The following is an 18,672-nucleotide window of genomic DNA, read 5'->3' as shown; positions in this document are numbered from 1 at the left end:
GTTATACCCGATAGCCCTATTTTTATACTGAGTTTAAACGAAAAAGCTCAAAAAAAATTAAATTTAACAATAGGATATCATGAAAAAGAAATTAGCTTCCGTATCACTTTTATTACTGTCCATGGCGGCAGGTGCACAAAGTATGGCAACAAGTACTGCACAACCCACAATTGAAAAAAACTCGTACAACAAATGGTCTATCGAATTAAATGGTGGTTTAAACAAACCAACTAGAACAATGACTGAAGGCTATTCTACATCTACACTTAGCCCGTTTCATGCAGATTTAGGTGTACGTTATATGTTTAGTCCTAAATTTGGTTTAAAATTAGATTTTGGATACGACCAATTTCAGGAACGCAATGATACCGCTCCTTTTGATAGCAAATACTTCAGAACAAGTTTGCAAGGGGTAGTAAATATTGGTAGAGCTTTAAACTTTGAAACTTGGACTAATACTATTGGTTTATTGGCACATGGTGGTTTTGGTGTTTCTCAATTAAGCGCTGATAATGGTTTTGATGGAAAAGACTATATGGCACACGGAATTGTTGGTCTTACTGGACAAATTAGATTAAGCAACAGTTTTGCTTTAACTGGTGACCTTACCGGAATCGTTAATGGTAGACAAAACCATAACTTTGACGGAATGGGACAAACAACTACTGGCTCATTTGATGGTGTACTATTAAATGCTTCTGTAGGTTTGACTTTCTACCTAGGTAAAAATCAAAAACATGCTGACTGGTATTCTGAAGACAATGACAGATTAAGTAAATTAGAAGATAGAGTTAATACAATCGAAACTGGTCTTATCGATACTGATAAAGATGGTGTAGCTGATTTATATGATCTAGAGCCTAATACTGTTTCTGGAGTTGCTGTAAATACTAAAGGACAATCTATAGACACTAATCAAAATGGTGTTCCAGATGAATTAGAAAGCTATTTAGATAAAACATATTCTAAAAAAGGTAGCGAAACCGCAACAAACAATACAGTTGAAGAATTGATTAACGGAGGATACGTTAACGTATATTTCGATTTTAACTCTTCTAAACCAACAAATGCTTCTTTATCTGGTGTTGACTTTTTAGTTAAATACTTGAAAAACAATCCTGGTAAATCTGCAGATGTTATTGGATATTCAGACGAAATCGGAAACTCTAGCTACAATACTGAGTTATCTAGAAAAAGAGCTGAAGCTGTGAAAAAAGTAGCTACAAATGCTGGAATTGATGCTTCTAGATTAAATGTAATTGCTAACGGTGAAGACACTTCTGTGAACAAAAACTCTAAAGAAGCTCGTCAAATCGTAAGAAGAGTTACTTTTAAAGTTAAATAATTAGAAACTTTACTCTAAGAAACAAAAAAAGGACAAAATGTAAATTTTGTCCTTTTTGCTTTTTATATAAATTGACTAAATTAGTCTATTGCTCTTTTTGTAATATCTCCAAAAGCATCAATTCTTCTGTCTCTAAAAAATGGCCAGTTCTGACGTACATTTTCCTGTAAATCCAAATCAACCTCAGCAATTAAAATCTCTTCTTTATCGTGTGAAGCTTGTGCTAAAATTTCTCCTTGAGGTCCTGCTATAAATGAAGCTCCCCAAAACTGAATTCCATCTGTACCATCAATATATTGCTCCAAACCAATTCTATTAGCAGCTGCAACAAATACACCATTTGCAACAGCATGTCCTTTCATTACGTTCATCCAAGCTCCGTACTGGTTTTCACCATATTGCTCTTTTTCTTTTGGATGCCATCCAATAGCTGTTGGATAAAATAATACTTCCGCACCTTTTAAAGCTGTAATACGAGCTGCTTCTGGATACCATTGATCCCAACAAATTAATGTTCCTATTTTTCCTTTTTTAGTTTCAATTGCTTGAAAGCCTAAATCGCCAGGTGTAAAATAGAATTTTTCATAAAAATGTGGATCATCTGGAATATGCATCTTACGGTACAATCCTGCTTCTGATCCATCAGTATCAATGATATATGCACTATTGTGATATATTCCTGCCATTCTTTTTTCGAAAAAAGGAACAATAATAACCACACCTAATTCTTTAGCCAAAGCACTAAAAGCTATAAATGAAGTACTGTATAATGGTTCTGCTAATGCAAAATTATCTACATCTTCACTTTGGCAAAAATAATGACTACTATATAGTTCTGGCAATAAGATTACTTCAGCACCTTTATTGGCTGCATCTTTCACCCAACTAATACATTTTTTAAGATTATTTTCGGCAACATCATTCAGATTTAACTGGATAACGGCTATTTTATATTTCTTATTCGGCATGTCTTAAAATTTAGAGTGCAAAAATAGTAATTTTTAAAGGAATAGCAAAGTAAGCCTTTGGTTCAAATAAAAAACTAAAATTTCCATTTTAGCCCAGATAACTGTAGTAATCATTTTGTTTTTTCTTTAAAAAATAAAACATTAAAACGAATATCGGGAAATATGTTCTTATCAAAAATAATCCTCTTGCTCCAAAATAAAAAACACCAGCGTTCTAACTGGTGTTTAATTTTGAATGTCGTAAAAATAAACAGCTTTTTACAAACCGCTTGTTTCTACATAGTAAGCACTCTATTTAGGTTAATTATTCAATAACCACTTTTGCTGTCACGAATTCAGTCTCTGATTTTTTAAATTTTATATCAAAAGTCCCTTTTGCTGTTGATTTAAATTTGTAAACTGTTTTTTGAGGACCTGGTACTTGTAGCGTACATGCACCCGATGGATATGTAGCTTCAACTTGCAATCCTTTTTCTGTACCAATTGTTACCTCACTAATTTTACCAAATTGAGCACAAGCACTATCAACTAAATAAGTTACATCATAACTAAGCTCCTCATTTACTTTTCCTTTTTCTGGCCCTTTCACTTCAGTCACTAAAGCAGTTTTCACAGTAAATTCAGGAATAATCGGTTGCTCCTCATCATTATCATTACTACATGAAATTAATGCCGTTGCTAAGAATAACACAGTTAAAACTGATTTTAAATTGAAATTTTTCATAAATGTATATTTTTTGTTATTAATTATAATATAGATGCAAATACATTGAGATGGTTGCTTTATAAAATTGTTAAAAAAACAAAACAAATAAATAAAACATTAAAAATCAATAACTTAAAGCTTTAAAAAAAATCACTTTTGACATAAAAAAAACACCAATCTTTCGATTGGTGTCATATATCATAGGCAAAAAAAATTATTCTGCTACTTCTTTTTTTGGAATCATTTTTTTGATTACAGTTACAACTCCTAAAACAAGAAACCCGATAACAAGTCCGATAACAAATTCTTTTACGATTGAAGGCAACTGAGGTACTAAATGATGGAAAAATTCGATATTATGTACAAATATTCCGCCAGCAACTAATAGCAAAGCTATAGTACCGATTACGGATAAACTCTGAATCACTTTTGGGAGTGCTTGCACTAATAAATTCCCTATAGTTTTTGATAAACTACGTTCTTTTTTACTATATTGAATAAGTTTTAAACCAAATTCATCCATTCTTACAATAAGCGCTACAAGTCCATAGACTCCAATTGTAGCAACTATCGCAATGATAGAAACAACTAGAATTTGTGATAAAATAGGTTTTCCGATTACAGTTCCTAATGCTATAATTACAATTTCTACTGATAATATAAAATCGGTTACAATTGCCGATTTCACTTTTTCTTTTTCAACTGCTAAAGCTTCTTCTTCAGAAAAAGCACCTGCTGTTACTTCAACTTTTTCATGCTTGCGTGGAAAGAAAAACTCAAATATTTTCTCAGCTCCTTCATAAGCTAAAAAAAGACCTCCTAATACTAAGATTACTATGATTGCTACAGGAAAAAAAGCACTGAGTAAAAATGCTATTGGTAAGATGATTAATTTATTAATAAACGAACCTTTACCAATGGCCCATAATACAGGAAGTTCTCTTGAAGAGGCAAAGCCTGAAGCTTTTTCGGCATTAACAGCCAAATCATCTCCTAGGATACCTGCTGTCTTTTTTACTGCAACTTTACTCATTACTGCAACATCGTCCATAATTGCTGCAATATCATCTAATATAACGAAAAAACCTGATGCCATATAATTGTTTTAGAACTGCATTGATTTTTGATACAATCTACCAAATTCAATCAACACACATTTATTATTTCATGCGAATCTAATACTTTTTGTTTGAATTTTTTCTTCTATTTCTTCCGATTTAATCAAATATTTTCAATCAGACTTCTAAAAAATATCTTCAACTGCATTGACCTAAAAGCAACCAGATAATCACAAAAACAAAAACAGTCCCAAAACAGCCACTTCCAAGCTTTTTCGCACCATAACCCGCTATTAATCCTTTAAATATATTGTTCATCCTATTATTTTTTTAAGTTTTTATATACAACTAATCCTAGCTTAGCTTTACCTAAGTAAAGATGAGAACTTAATTAGATTTTTTATTATACTAATTTAAAAAAAAGTTTCATTATTTACTGATTTTCAAACTTATATATAAAAAAAACACCAGCCTCACGACTGGTGTTTTCAAATTAATAAAAATCAAAATTATTGGGCCACTTCTTGTGTTTGGTTTCTAAAAACCAATTTACCATCAAATGCATCTAATAAAATAATACTATCTGTAGTTATTTTACCTGCCAAAATTTCTTTTGACAATTGATTTAACACATCTCTTTGTATAACACGTTTTACTGGTCTTGCACCGAATTGCGGATCAAATCCTTTATCCGATAAATAAGCAATTGCTTCTGGAGTTGCATCCATTGTAATTCCTTGCAAAGCCAACATTTTTGTAACGCTCTTTAATTGTAAACCAACAATATGTTTAATGTTATCAACTGTTAAAGGTGGGAATAACACAATCTCATCAATACGGTTAATAAACTCTGGACGAACCGTTTGTTTCAATAACCCAAGTACTTCTACTTTTGCTGCTTCTGTTGTAGCTTCAATTCCACCTTTTAGGTTTTCAAATTTTTCTTGTATAATCTGACTTCCCATATTAGAAGTCATGATAATAATTGTATTTTTAAAATCGGCCAAACGTCCTTTATTGTCTGTTAATCGACCTTCATCTAATACTTGTAATAAAATATTAAACGTATCTGGGTGCGCTTTTTCAATCTCATCTAACAGAACTACTGAATACGGTTTTCTTCGTACAGCTTCTGTTAATTGTCCACCCTCATCGTATCCTACATATCCTGGAGGCGCACCAACTAATCTACTTACGCTATGTCTTTCTTGATATTCACTCATATCAATTCTGGTCATCGCATTTTCGTCATCAAAAAGATATTCTGCTAATGCTTTAGCTAGCTCTGTTTTACCAACTCCCGTAGTTCCTAAGAAAAGGAATGTACCTACAGGTTTTTTCATATCTTGTAAACCAGCTCTGCTTCGTCTTACAGCATCACTTACTGCTTCAATAGCTTCTTCCTGACCAACAACACGTTTGTGCAATTCATCTTCCAGATGTAAGAGTTTTTCTCTTTCTGTTTGAAGCATTTTTGTAACTGGAACTCCTGTCCATTTTGCAACTACTTCGGCAATATCTTCTCTTGTAACTTCTTCTTTTATCAAAGAGTTACCTGATTGATACTCTTGCAATTGTTTCAATAAAACATCCAGTCTTTCTTGAGCTTCTTTTATTTTTCCGTAACGAATTTCAGCTACTTTACCGTAATCTCCATTACGTTCTGCTCGTTCTGCTTCGTGTTTAAAATCTTCTATTTCTAATTTTACAGCTTGAACTCCATCTACTACATCTTTTTCAGATTTCCATTTGGCGTAGATTTCATTTCGCTCTTCTTTTAGATTAGCCAATTCCATATGCAGCACTTTCAGCTTGCTTTCTTCTTTTTCACGTTTTATGGCCTCAATCTCAATTTCTAACTGCATTATTTTTCGATCCAAAACATCTAATTCCTCTGGTTTTGAATTGATCTCCATACGCAATTTAGAAGCTGCCTCATCCATTAAGTCAATCGCCTTATCTGGTAAGAAACGATTGGTAATATAACGTTGAGAAAGCTCGACAGCCGCAATAATTGCTTCGTCTTTTATCTGAACTTTATGATGCGTTTCATATTTTTCTTTAATTCCACGTAAAATCGAAATAGCACTTTCTGTATCTGGCTCGTCAATTAGAATTTTTTGGAAACGACGTTCCAGCGCTTTGTCTTTCTCAAAATATTTTTGATATTCATCTAAAGTCGTAGCACCAATGGCTCTTAATTCTCCACGCGCCAAAGCTGGTTTTAGGATATTAGCCGCATCCATAGCTCCTTCACCTCCACCTGCTCCTACAAGTGTATGAATCTCATCTATAAATAAAACGATATCACCTTCGGCTGCTGTAACTTCTTTAACTACCGATTTCAATCGTTCTTCAAACTCACCTTTGTATTTTGCACCGGCAATTAAAGCTCCCATATCTAATGAGAAAACAATTTTATCTTTTAGGTTTTCAGGTACGTCACCATCAACAATTCGGTGTGCTAAACCTTCGGCAATAGCTGTTTTACCAACTCCAGGCTCACCAATTAACATTGGATTGTTTTTGGTTCTACGAGTTAAGATCTGTAATACACGTCGGATTTCTTCATCACGACCAATAACAGGGTCTAACTTACCTGTACGTGCTAATTCATTTAAGTTTTTAGCATATTTATTTAATGAGTTATATGTCTCTTCTGCTGATGCTGAAGTTACACGTTCTCCTTTACGTAATTCTTCTATAGCGGCTTTTAAGCCTTTACCTGTTACTCCTTGATCTTTTAAGATCTGAGCAACCTTACTTTTTGAGTCAAAAATTGCAAGAATTAAATGTTCGATTGAAACATATTCATCGTTCATTTTTTGTGCAATAATCTCTGCTTCATTTAATGCTTTATTAGCATCTCTTGAAAGTAATATGTCTCCTCCCGAAACTTTCGGAAAGCTTTGAATTGTACTATCTAGAATTTGAAGAAATAAAGGCACATTAACATTGAGTTTTTTCAAGATAAATGGCGCTACATTTTCATCAACTTCAAAGATAGCCTTGAAGATATGCTCATTCTCAATTTGCTGTTGACCGTTTTGTTGTGCCAACTGCTGAGAAAGCTGAATAGCTTCTTGCGATTTGATTGTAAATTTATTTATGTTCATCTTTATATTGATTTATGATTTATGATTCTATTTTAATAAGTAACTTTGTTTATTATTTCTCAAAATATATTCCACAATAAAAAAACAGACAAAATGACGCTTATAATTTGATTTTTATCATTTTTAAATGTCAAAAAGTCATAAATAACGACAAAATATGAGTTTTCTATCATCATTATTTGGAAATTCTGATCAAAATGAATCATCAGAAACCAAAATAAACTGGATCCCTTTAACAAGTGTAGACCAATTAGACGAAATCGTAACTGAGTCTAAAGATAAGCAAATTCTTATATTTAAACACAGTACAAGATGTAGTATTAGCAGAATGGCCCTAAAACAATTTGAAAAAGAGTTTGATTTAGACAATAAAGTTAAGGCTTATTTTCTTGATTTAATAGCACATCGTGATGTTTCTAATGAAATAGCATCTCGTTTTAATGTCGTTCATCAATCTCCTCAATTATTACTTATTAAAGACGGAAAATCAATATATGATGTTTCTCATAGTGATATTGACGCTGAAACTTTAAAAACTAAAGTGTAATTTTTGAATAAAACTAAATGGATATTCAATCAATTTATCAAAAAACAATAATTTTTGCTGCCCTTAAACATTCAGAAAGCAATCAGCTTATTCCTGATTCTCAACTACCGTATATTGTTCATTTAAGCAATGTGGCAATGGAAATTTTAATTGCCGCAAGTAATACTAAGGAATTTGATTTAAATTTTGCTACTCAGATTGCATTATTACATGACACTTTAGAAGATACAGCTACAACATTTGATGAATTAGAACTTGAATTTGGAATTGAAATAGCCAAAGGTGTTTCTGCCCTCACAAAGAATGGTAATTTACCAAAAGAAGAAAGAATGCTTGATAGTTTGAACCGAATTTCATCTCAAAGAAAAGAAGTTTGGGCTGTAAAATTAGCAGATAGGATAACTAACTTACAGAAACCTCCTAAAACATGGAATAGTCTTAAAAAAAGAAAATACAAAAATGAAGCTGAGTCTATTTTAGAAAAATTAAAAGGAGCAAATCAATATTTGGAAAATCGTTTGCAAGTAAAAATACAAGAATATGAATTTTATATTGATTAAAATATTCCTGCCTTAGCAAGAATATTTTAATCTTCAATTCGGTATTTGCTTTTAATTAAAAACTTCCTCCTGAGCCTCCTCCACTAAAATCTCCTCCTCCAAACTCCATTGGTGATTCCTCAGGCTTAACTTCTGGCTTCATTCCAAATGTGGATGCTATAATTAAAGCTTCGGCATTTAATAATGAATTTGAGTTATCAAATCGGTCCGATTTAAATGTTACTCCTTTTTCATTCTCTCTTATTTTTCTTATTGCAAAGTAAGTAAATGCAAATAGCAATAATCCCCCAAAAGTTAACGCTACTTCTGTCGGTAAAACATGATGATAGGTTCTAAAAGTAAAAATTGAAAAACAAAAGGATAGAAAACCAATCCAAAGCAAAACTCTATCTTTGTTACGTAATCCAAAAAACAAATAAAGTACGGGAACTATAAACGTAAAAATCCAAAAGAACATGCTAAATGGAATTTCCGGACTTATTTCATAATAACCACCAGATAAGCTTGCAGAAAACTCTCTTACAACAAAATAATTCCCCGAAAGATAGAATAATACCTTACTAAAATTTTTCATTAGTAAAATTCCATTATAATAAAAAGGTTCTTTCAAATTTTTAAGAAGCACTTTACTGCTACAATACATTCCAATTGCATAAAGCATAAATACAAATGGCAGAATAACACTCCCCAGCTCAATATAATTAAAGAAGACAAATCCTAATGTTGTAGTTGATGCCAAACAAAAAATCAGTGCAGAAGACAAATGTAAATAACGCAAATACATAAAAAAAGAAACAACCGTTACTGTAATCATACTTGATAATACATCTGCATTACTTATTCGTAATATACTTGTAGTAAAAGTCATTGCCACAGCTATTGCCAAGGTTAATTGTGCTCCCAATACAAAAGCATCATCTAAACCATACCTATAATATTTTTGCTGCGCTAAAAGCTCAGTCCCAACAAACCCAACTATTGCGAAAAGGTAAATTAAAGCAATAAAAAAATCATTCGAAGAAGCACCTATTCCTAATAAAGAAATTGTACCACATATAGATGAATATAAAAAAACTCCTAATAGAAAGAAACCGATACGAATTAATATATTGTCCTGACTTTTAAGCACTGGCAATTCTTTAGAAACAGTATCTAATTGCTCTTTGGTTATAAAATTAGCTTTCTGTAAGTTCTCTGCTTCATTAACCAAAAAAATATTCTTCAATAAATTCTTATCGTATACTATCATTTGCTTTTTGTTTATTGAAATTTTTAATTAATATGATAAATAAAACAATAGATCCTATTATGTAAAAAGGAGTTAAAACCATTATAAATTCAAAGAAATCATCGGCATTTATAAACTCTAAAAATTTAAAAACTATAATATTAATACCAATGTAGGCGTATATAATTGTAAACACAAATAATGAAATTGCTGGAATCTGATAGCTTACTTTGTAGAAATAATAAGCAGAAGCTCCTAAGACAATTGCAAAAATTAACCAATAACCTTGAAATAGGTTATTGATCGCTGCAATACTTATCAAATGCAAAGCATAAGTAAGGTAAATAAAATTGAAATGTATTTTTAAATTAATCTTTGCGCTATAAATAGTCCAAAGGATTAATAATCCTCCTAATATAATTGCCGAATAACTTAAGGTATCTGTTGTATAAAAATCATTGCTAAGTAAGGTTTGCGGACTTACCGAAAGACCTATATAAGCTGCTAAACCTGTTACAGCAATTGTTAATACACTTTTATTATCAAAATAATAAGCACAAAAAAAACTAATAATTGTAGGAACTAATGTTGCCAAACCATAATGAGTCCCGAATAGCTCGTATTGAAATTGAATGTACCCTACAAAAATACAGCTAAGAATTGTAGCCGTAAGGACTAAATATTGTAATACTGGATTTTCAAAACTAGAATCTTCTTTTTGAAATCCTTTTGAATTTTTAAAGCAAAAATAAAAACAGATTACTGTTACAATTAGAAGCAAAGATAAAATAGCGACATGACCTATTGTATCTATATTTTGATAAATCAAGATTCCGATTCCTGTTGTAAATAACAAAACCGATAGGTATAGGAATAACTTTAATTCGTTATGTAGCGAAAAAATCCCTAAACTGCGATAGGCTTTTACCTGCACAAATTGTTCTTCGGTAATTAAGTTCTTCTCAAAAAGTTTTTGAGTTGCCTGTTCATCAAATTGTGTCATACTATTACTTTAAGATAACTATGTATCAAATATATGTATTTAGTATGAATTTTCTGTTTTCAATAAAAAAGGATTTACCAAAAAAAAAATGCGCTATGAAATCATAGCGCATTTTCGTGAATTAATAAGAACTCTTCATCTTATCCTTTATAGCATCTAAACACAAATTATTAATACTTCCTTCGTGTGTATGTTTTGTTTCTTTAGGAGACTTAAATGTACCATTTTCTAATTGCTCAGCAACTTCTTTATATGCATCTCTAAACGGCATTCCTGCTACAACCATTTCATTTAATGTATCTACTGTAAACAAGTAATCGTATTTTTTATCTTCTAAAATATGGTCTTTTACCGCAATGTCTTTTATGGAGAAAATTGCAATGTCTAAACAAGCTTTAAGATTTTGAATTGCTGGAAACAGTCCTTCTTTTAAAAGCTGTAAATCTCTATGATAGCCACTGGGTAAGTTATTTGTAATTAAAGTGATTTCATATGGTAATGCTTGTATTTTGTTACATTTACCACGAATTAATTCAAATACATCAGGGTTCTTTTTATGCGGCATGATGCTCGAACCTGTTGTAAGATGCGATGGTAAGCTGATAAAATCAAAATTCTGACTCATATACAAACAAACGTCCATTGCAAATTTAGACAGTGTTGCTGCAACACTACTCATTGCAAAAGCAACTGTTTTTTCTGCTTTACCACGACTCATTTGCGCAGCTACTGCATTGTACTTTAAAGTTTCGAATCCTAGCTCTTTTGTTGTAAATGTTCTATTTATAGGAAATGAACTTCCATAACCTGCCGCTGATCCTAATGGATTTTGATCTACAATTTTGGCAGTAGCATTAAGCATTGTAATATCATCAATAAGACTCTCTGCATAAGCAGAAAACCACATTCCGAATGATGACGGCATTGCTATTTGTAAATGTGTGTATCCTGGCAATAATACATTTTGATGTTTCTCGGCTGATTCCATCAACAAGTCAAAAAGGCTTTTTACTTGTTCTTTTAATGCTTTTACTTCATCTTTAAGGTATAAATGCACATCAACCAAAACTTGATCGTTACGAGAACGTGCTGTGTGGATTTTCTTCCCTGCATCGCCTAATTTCACTGTTAGTAAATATTCGATTTTGGAATGTACATCTTCAAAACTATCTTCGATTACAAAATTTCCTTTTTCGGCATCGGCAATGATTTCATTTAATGCATCCACTAACGAATTGGTTTCATCTGCAGTTAAAAGCCCTATTTGACCCAACATTTTTGCATGTGCTATTGACCCCAATGCATCGTATTTAGCCAGAACCAAATCAAGCTCTCTATCATTCCCAACAGTAAATTGTTCGATTTGTTTATCAGTTGGTATTCCTTTTTCCCAAAGTTTCATAACTTAGATTTTTTTGATTTATTAGACTAATTAGATAATCAAATCTCCTCAGTTTATATTATTCCTTAAATTATCTGATTTCTTTAATTTTTAAAATTTCTTTATCAAAATCAGAAATATAATCTCGATCTTGAATTATTCTAAATTTATCAAATTCAGATTCTGCCTTTATTTTTGCTTCAAATTGTGAAATTTTTCCATTATCTAATAAAATTGGATAATTTGAAAGTTGAAGAAAATTATTCAAAAATTTACTCCAATCCTCCATATTCATCAATAATTGCCTTTTTGCATTATTCTCGGCTAAATCTAAATAAGCTGAAACAATTCTGTTTAATTCCTGAATATGATTTTCACTCAAATAGTTTTTAGCAATTACAACATCTGTTTTTTGAATTTTACCATCCGGAGCATCTTTCCATGTTGATAAGCCCATATGCATTTTTGTAGCATCTGCTTCTGTGTAAATGATTTCAGCAGCCGTTTTTCCTGAAATTGCCCAATGCAATTTGTTTTGTACTGATGCGAAAAATTTTTTTGTTTCTAAAGCAGTACTTTCATAATCTGCAGAAAGTGCATAAATATCTGTTATTTTTTGATAAAACCTTCTTTCAGAAGACCTTATTTCTCTGATTTTACCTAATAACTCTTCAAAATAATCTTTACCAAATGATGAACCATTTTTTAACATTTCATCATTTAATACAAATCCTTTTATGATAAATTCTTTTAAAGTTTTGGTTGCCCAAATTCTAAATTGAGTTGCTTGTTTTGAATTTACACGATATCCGACAGCGATAATTAAGTCAAGATTATAAAAATCTAGTTCTCGATTTACTTGACGATTCCCTTCTTTTTGAACTACTCTAATTTTTCGAGTAGTTGAAATTTCTTCTAGTTCCTGACTCTTAAAAATTTCCTTTATGTGATAATTTACAGTATTAGATTCTACTCCAAACAATTCAGCAATAGCCTTTTGAGTTAACCAAAAGCTTTCATCAATATAAGTTACTTCAACTTTTATATTGGTGTTTGCAGTTTGGTATAGTAAAATTGGTTTTTGCATATTTATTTTTTTAGTAGCTCGTTATGTTAATCAAATAAAAATTCTTTTATCTATATATTATTTCTAGCCCCGATAGCAGTGAAAATCCTTTTTCTGGTTTCTTTAGCCAGGAAAAGATTGAAACGAATAGCGGGAAAGAGCTCCTAATTATCCTTCGACTCCGCTCTGGATGACAAAAAATAACAAGAAGATAATATTATAATTTAAAGAAATCAGTTAGTATTTTAATATACAATTCGATTCCTTCTTCGATTTCATTGATAAAAATAAATTCGTCTGCCGAGTGTGAACGTAATGTTTCTCCTGGTCCTAACTTTAATGACTGGCAGCTTAAAACGGATTGATCCGAAAGCGTTGGCGAACCATAAGTTGTTCTTCCTAGAGCAATTCCTGCTTGAACCAAAGCATGTGCTACTGGTATTGAGGATGCATTAAGATACATAGAACGCGGTGTTACTTCAGCTTTTACATTGGTTTTTACCACTTCTAAAATCTCGGTATTTGAATAACAATCATTTACACGAATATCTACTACCAAATCACATTCTGATGGCACTACGTTATGCTGTTTTCCTGCATTTATTTGAGTTACAGTCATTTTTACTGGCCCTAAAACATCGGATATTTTATCGTATTTATAGTTTCTAAACCATTCCATTACCGGAATAGCATTATATAATGAATTATCTTCATTTTGATGTGCAGCATGGCTTGCTGTACCTTTTACCTTAACATCTAGCACTAATAATCCTTTTTCGGCTACAGCCAATTGCATCAATGTAGGCTCCCCTACAATTGCGCAATCCAACTCTGGTAAATGTTGTAAAACACTATTTAATCCATTTTTCCCACTGCTCTCTTCTTCTGCAGAAGCTACGATTACCAAATTATATGGTAACTTTTCGTTGTTATAAAAATGTACAAACGTTGCCAATAGCGAAACCAAACAACCTCCTGCGTCATTACTTCCTAATCCAAATAATTTGCCGTCTTTTACAATAGCTTTAAAAGGATCATTAGTATATGCTTGGTTTGGTTTTACTGTATCGTGATGTGAATTAAGTAAAAGTGTTGGTTTCTTTTCATCAAAATACTTGTTGAAAGCCCACACATTATTGTTTTCTCTCTTAAAAGGAATTCCGTTTTGATTGAACCAATTTTCGATTAAAAGTGCCGTTTGATCTTCCTCACTTGAAAAAGAAGGGGTTTCGATTAAACTTTTCAATAATGCTATTGCTTCTTGCTGGAGCGTTTCTATATTTTTCATTTTTAAATAGGTACTGAGGTACTAAGATTCTGTATTTCTAAGATTGCAAAAATCATGGTTTCTTAGAAACTTAGCAACTTTTTTCTTTTATAATTTAATCGTTGTGTGCAATATATTAGAATTTTGCAACATGCTATGGTGTCCAATTTTTATTGTTTGAACTCCTTTAGACAAGCTGTTAAAACAATTATCTAGCTTAGGAATCATCCCGGAATGAATCACCTTTTCGGCTTTTAACTGTGCATATAAAGCTTCGTTTATTTCTGTGATTACCGATGAATCATCTTCTGAATCTGACAAAACACCTTGTTTTTCAAAACAATATGTAAGTGTAACTTCAAAGACTTCAGATAAAGCAATCGCTAATTCACTTGCAATCGTATCAGCATTTGTGTTTAGCAATTGTCCCTTTTTATCATGTGTAATTGCACAAAAAACTGGTACAATTTCATTTTCTAATAATGTAGCCAGTAAATTTGTATTAACTTGTTTTACATCACCCACAAAACCATAATCGATTGTTGGATGATTTCTTTTTGTTGATTGGATTAAATTTCCATCAGCTCCCGAAAATCCAATTGCATTATTATTTTTAGACTGTAATTGCGCTACAATATTTTTATTAATCTGACCTGCGTAAATCATCACCACAACATCTAGCATTGCAGCATCTGTTATACGACGGCCATCAATCATTTGCGGAACCAAACCAATACTTTCTGCCATTTTAGTAGCCGATTTTCCTCCTCCATGAACTAATACTTTCTGACCTTCTATTTTAGAAAAATCAGTTAAAAACTGTTCTAATTCTGATGGATTATCAATTATGTTTCCGCCTATTTTTATTACTGTAACTTTTTTCATGAGGTTCAAAGGTTCAAAGGAACAAAGAAACAAAGCTTAGATTCAGTTTGTAAAATCGCTGAACCTTCCCAACTTTGTGCCTTTGCACCTATAAAATTATAATTTCTTTAGAATCTTCTGTAACACTAATTGTGCTGAATATGTTCTGTTATTTGCTTGCTCGATTACGATTGAATTTTCGCCATCCAAAACTTCGTCACTCACAATTACATTACGACGAACTGGAAGACAATGCATAAATTTTCCGTTGTTTGTTAAAGCCATTTTTTCGGCAGTAACTGTCCACGTTGGATCTAAATTTGTTACTTTACCATAGTCATTAAAGTTACTCCAGTTTTTCACATATACAAAATCAGCATTTTCGAATGCTTTATCTTGATCATATTCAATTTTGCAGTCTTTTGTTATTTCTGGACTTAATTCATATCCTTCTGGATGCGTAATTACAAAGTCCATATTCTTTTGCATTTGCATCATTTCTACAAATGAATTTGCAACTGCCTGAGGTAAAGCCTTAGGATGTGGCGCCCAAGAAAGGACTACTTTTGGTCTATGTTTGGTTTTATACTCTTCCATTGTAATTGCATCTGCCAAAGATTGCATTGGGTGACGAACTGCACTTTCCATATTTACAATAGGTACTGTTGCGTGTTTTATAAATCCTGAAATAACAGTTTCAGCATAATCCTTTTCTTTACTTTCTAAACCTGCAAAGGCACGAATCGCAATTATGTCACAATACTGTGAAACTACTTCTGCAGCTTCTTTTATATGCTCTGAAGCACCAGAATTCATAATTGCTCCATCTTCAAACTCTAATGTCCAACCTTCATTAGTAAAATTCATTACCATGACATTCATCCCTAAGTTTAAAGCTGCTTTTTGAGTACTCAAACGCGTTCTTAAACTCGGATTAAAAAATAACATCCCTAAGGTTTTGTTCTTACCTAAGTGTTGATTTTTTAGTGGCTTTTTCTTGATTTTTAACGCCCCTTTAACCCATTTTGATAATGAGTTGATATCTTGAATTGAAATATAGTTCATAATATATTGTTTAATTGTTATTTGTTTAACTGTTTAACCGAATAGTCGATTAACCGAATCAACATTTTTAAGAATAGTATCTGTTTTTATTTGTGTCTTTACATTAGTAAATCCGCACTATCCGTGTTCTTCTTTTGACAATCATCATAATTTGAATTAAAAATATAGTTTATGTTTTCTTTTTTATTCTCATTTCTAAAAACCTTTATCATCCGTGTTCTTATTCAATAATCATTATTCGAATTAACGATTAACCAAATCAACATCTTTACACAATCTTGGTAAAAGGAATTTCATTTTTTAATGCTTTTAAAATAAAATTATCATCTAATCCATTTACAATCCAGGTTTCAATATTTGCTGCTTTGGCAATTGCTGCAGCTTCAATTTTTGATTGCATTCCTCCTGTTCCGTGTGACGACTTAGATTCTCCAATTTCTTTTTCTAAAAGCTGTAGATCATTCACTAAAGCTATCGTTTCTGGTACTTCATTATGGATAGATGCTTTCGTATAAATTCCGCTTGTATTCGTAGCAATTATCAAAATATCTACATTTAATAAAACAGCCGTTAATGCAGCTAGTTTATCGTTATCTCCAAACTGAATTTCATCGGTTGCTACAGTATCATTTTCATTAATAATAGGAATGTAATTGTTCTCTACTAAAACATTTATTGTATTTACAATATTGATTTTGGATTGTTCTTTTTCAAAATCAGAATAGGACAACAAACATTGTGAGGTCAACAAACCTAAATCGCTAAAGTTCTCATGGAAAATCCGCATTAAATGAGGCTGACCAATCGATGCTAAAGCTTGTTTTACAATAATTTCCTTCCCTTTGCTCTCTAGTTTCACAAATTGTTTCGCTGCGGCAATAGCTCCAGAACTTACAATCACAAATTCGTACTTATCATTTAAAGCAGCAATTTGCATTCCAATATCCTCAATCTTTCCTCTCGAAATATGATTGGTTTCTTTGGTTAACGTATTACTTCCAATTTTTAATAAAATCCTTTTTTTAGTCATTTTTTTTAAGTGGCTAAGGTTCTGAGTTTTTATATTGTAAATTTTCTTTTAACTGTATATTTTTTTAACCGCAATCCCAATAACTATTGGGAGTGCTAGACTCTTTTATATTGTTTGTGTTTACAAACGCTAAGTTCGCAAAGCTATGTCTATTACTAAATTTTAAAATCAAAAATCGTTAATCATCAATCTAAAATTCTAAGATAGTCTAACAATCCAAGAAGTCTAAATTACCTAATTTGCCCTTCTCCATAAATATACCACTTATTGGTAACTAGATGTTGCAATCCGATTGGTCCCCGTTGGTGCAGTTTATCTGTGCTAATAGCTAATTCTCCACCTAAACCAAGTTGCCCTCCATCAGTAAATCGAGTTGATGCATTATGATAAACCGCCGCAACATCAATCGATTCCATAAATTCCTGAGCAACAGCTTTATTTCTTGTAATAATTGCAGCTGAATGCCCTCCACAATATTTATTAATTTTTGCAATGGCCTCCTCTTCTGAAGCGATTGCCCCTAATACAATTTTATAATCCAAAAATTCTTCATACCAGATATCTTCATTTTTCAAAACGCTTGTATTTGCAAAAGATTCTAATGTTTTATCTACAATAATCTCTACTTTTGATTCATCTAGCTCCTCTATTAGAATAGCCAAAAACCCTTCAAAATTTGGCAATCGAGAATCTATTAAGACCTTATCTATTGCATTACAAGCTGAGATTTTAGATGTTTTTGCATTCAAAATTACTTTCAATGCAATGTCTGTATCTGCTTCTTTATGAACGTAAACAAAATTATTGCCACGGCCACTTACAATTACTGGACAAGTAGCATGCGCTTTTACAAATTCAATTAACTTCTCTCCACCACGTGGCACAATTAAATCTACTTTTTGTGTTGGTTTTTCTAAAAAAGCCTGTGTTTCTTGTCTATTAAAATTTAAATACTCAACCCACTCTGTCGAAACATTATTCTCTGCTAAAGCTTTATGCCATAAACTTACAATCTTTAGATTAGATTTTAATGCTTCTTTTCCTCCCTTAAGTAAAATTTTATTTCCTGATTTAAAGGCAATTCCACCAGCTTCAATTGTTACATCGGGTCTTGATTCATAAATAATCAATATCGTACCAAAAGCTGCCGTTTTATTACTGACTTTAATCCCATTTTCATGTATAAAATGAAACCTTTCTACACCAACAGGATCTTCCTGAGATGCTAACTGATTCAATGACAAAATCATTTCATCAATCTTCTTATTATCGACTTTTAAACGTTCTTCCATCGCTAAATCTGTGCCATTGTAAGCGGCTAGATCAGCTTGATTCGTCAGAATTATTTGGTTTCTTTCTTCTTCGACAAGCTTTGCCATCGAGAGCAAAACCAAATTTCGCTTTTCAATTGATAATTGGTGGTTCATAATTTTTATAGTTGGTTGTTTGGTAGTTGTTGTATGTAGTT

General features: G+C 31.8%; 16 protein-coding genes. 3 read left to right on the top strand and 13 right to left on the bottom strand.

The window, feature by feature from the left end; translation table 11 throughout:
* The first annotated feature begins 79 nt into the window (after positions 1 to 79).
* Positions 80 to 1,345 carry an OmpA family protein gene (locus tag LPB87_RS05680; protein ID WP_129538025.1) on the top strand — a complete coding sequence of 422 codons (1,266 nt, stop codon included), beginning with the start codon at positions 80 to 82 and terminating at the stop codon, positions 1,343 to 1,345.
* 80 nt (positions 1,346 to 1,425) lie between these two features.
* Here the strand turns inward: LPB87_RS05680 and LPB87_RS05675 are convergent, their stop codons facing one another.
* The 4 genes from LPB87_RS05675 to clpB form a co-directional block, all read right to left on the bottom strand.
* Complete coding sequence (locus LPB87_RS05675) at positions 1,426 to 2,313, bottom strand: carbon-nitrogen hydrolase (protein WP_035620980.1); 888 nt, start codon at positions 2,311 to 2,313, stop codon at positions 1,426 to 1,428.
* A 304-nt stretch (positions 2,314 to 2,617) separates the two neighbouring features.
* Positions 2,618 to 3,037 carry a hypothetical protein gene (locus LPB87_RS05670; RefSeq protein WP_230605236.1) on the bottom strand — a complete coding sequence of 140 codons (420 nt, stop codon included), beginning with the start codon at positions 3,035 to 3,037 and terminating at the stop codon, positions 2,618 to 2,620.
* Between the two features lie 196 nt (positions 3,038 to 3,233).
* Positions 3,234 to 4,115: a DUF808 domain-containing protein gene (locus LPB87_RS05665; RefSeq protein ID WP_230605235.1), complete on the bottom strand. Its 882-nt coding sequence runs from the start codon at positions 4,113 to 4,115 to the stop codon at positions 3,234 to 3,236.
* Positions 4,116 to 4,586: 471 nt separating this feature from the next.
* Positions 4,587 to 7,193 (bottom strand): ATP-dependent chaperone ClpB, encoded by a 2,607-nt coding sequence (gene clpB, locus LPB87_RS05660; protein ID WP_129538022.1) that lies wholly within the window; start codon positions 7,191 to 7,193, stop codon positions 4,587 to 4,589.
* 157 nt (positions 7,194 to 7,350) lie between these two features.
* Here clpB and ytxJ point away from each other — a divergent pair, with 157 nt between their 5' ends.
* Positions 7,351 to 7,740, top strand: coding sequence for a bacillithiol system redox-active protein YtxJ (gene ytxJ, locus LPB87_RS05655; protein ID WP_129538021.1), 390 nt, complete (start codon positions 7,351 to 7,353; stop codon positions 7,738 to 7,740).
* A 17-nt stretch (positions 7,741 to 7,757) separates the two neighbouring features.
* Positions 7,758 to 8,300: an HD domain-containing protein gene (locus LPB87_RS05650; RefSeq protein ID WP_230605234.1), complete on the top strand. Its 543-nt coding sequence runs from the start codon at positions 7,758 to 7,760 to the stop codon at positions 8,298 to 8,300.
* A gap of 55 nt (positions 8,301 to 8,355) precedes the next feature.
* On the opposite strand, the gene LPB87_RS05645 is transcribed toward LPB87_RS05650, so the two are convergent.
* The 9 genes from LPB87_RS05645 to LPB87_RS05605 all read right to left on the bottom strand — a co-directional run bounded on the left by LPB87_RS05645 (position 8,356) and on the right by LPB87_RS05605 (position 18,631).
* Positions 8,356 to 9,549, bottom strand: a complete 1,194-nt coding sequence (locus tag LPB87_RS05645; RefSeq protein ID WP_230605233.1) for a hypothetical protein — start codon at positions 9,547 to 9,549, stop codon at positions 8,356 to 8,358.
* Positions 9,533 to 10,531, bottom strand: a complete 999-nt coding sequence (locus LPB87_RS05640; RefSeq protein ID WP_230605232.1) for a DUF2157 domain-containing protein — start codon at positions 10,529 to 10,531, stop codon at positions 9,533 to 9,535. Before LPB87_RS05640 ends, LPB87_RS05645 begins: the two co-directional genes overlap by 17 nt.
* Positions 10,532 to 10,652: 121 nt before the next feature.
* On the bottom strand, positions 10,653 to 11,933 hold the full coding sequence (gene argH / locus LPB87_RS05635) for an argininosuccinate lyase (RefSeq protein WP_230605231.1): 1,281 nt from the start codon (positions 11,931 to 11,933) through the stop codon (positions 10,653 to 10,655).
* A 70-nt stretch (positions 11,934 to 12,003) separates the two neighbouring features.
* Positions 12,004 to 12,999, bottom strand: a complete 996-nt coding sequence (locus LPB87_RS05630) for a virulence RhuM family protein (protein ID WP_230605230.1) — start codon at positions 12,997 to 12,999, stop codon at positions 12,004 to 12,006.
* A 196-nt stretch (positions 13,000 to 13,195) separates the two neighbouring features.
* Entirely contained in the window at positions 13,196 to 14,266 is a 1,071-nt protein-coding gene (locus LPB87_RS05625; RefSeq protein WP_230605229.1) for a M20 family metallo-hydrolase, read from the bottom strand.
* Between the two features lie 87 nt (positions 14,267 to 14,353).
* On the bottom strand, positions 14,354 to 15,130 hold the full coding sequence (gene argB / locus LPB87_RS05620; RefSeq protein ID WP_230605228.1) for an acetylglutamate kinase: 777 nt from the start codon (positions 15,128 to 15,130) through the stop codon (positions 14,354 to 14,356).
* A gap of 96 nt (positions 15,131 to 15,226) precedes the next feature.
* Entirely contained in the window at positions 15,227 to 16,174 is a 948-nt protein-coding gene (locus LPB87_RS05615) for an N-acetylornithine carbamoyltransferase (protein WP_129538016.1), read from the bottom strand.
* Positions 16,175 to 16,442: 268 nt separating this feature from the next.
* Positions 16,443 to 17,204 (bottom strand): glutamate 5-kinase, encoded by a 762-nt coding sequence (gene proB / locus LPB87_RS05610; protein ID WP_230605227.1) that lies wholly within the window; start codon positions 17,202 to 17,204, stop codon positions 16,443 to 16,445.
* A gap of 230 nt (positions 17,205 to 17,434) precedes the next feature.
* Positions 17,435 to 18,631, bottom strand: coding sequence for a glutamate-5-semialdehyde dehydrogenase (locus tag LPB87_RS05605; protein WP_230605226.1), 1,197 nt, complete (start codon positions 18,629 to 18,631; stop codon positions 17,435 to 17,437).
* Positions 18,632 to 18,672 lie beyond the last annotated feature (41 nt).

Origin of the sequence: Flavobacterium sp. EDS, assembly GCF_020991525.1 — a bacterium.
In the GTDB taxonomy this organism is placed as follows: domain Bacteria; phylum Bacteroidota; class Bacteroidia; order Flavobacteriales; family Flavobacteriaceae; genus Flavobacterium.
This window is presented reverse-complemented; position numbering and strand designations above follow the sequence as displayed.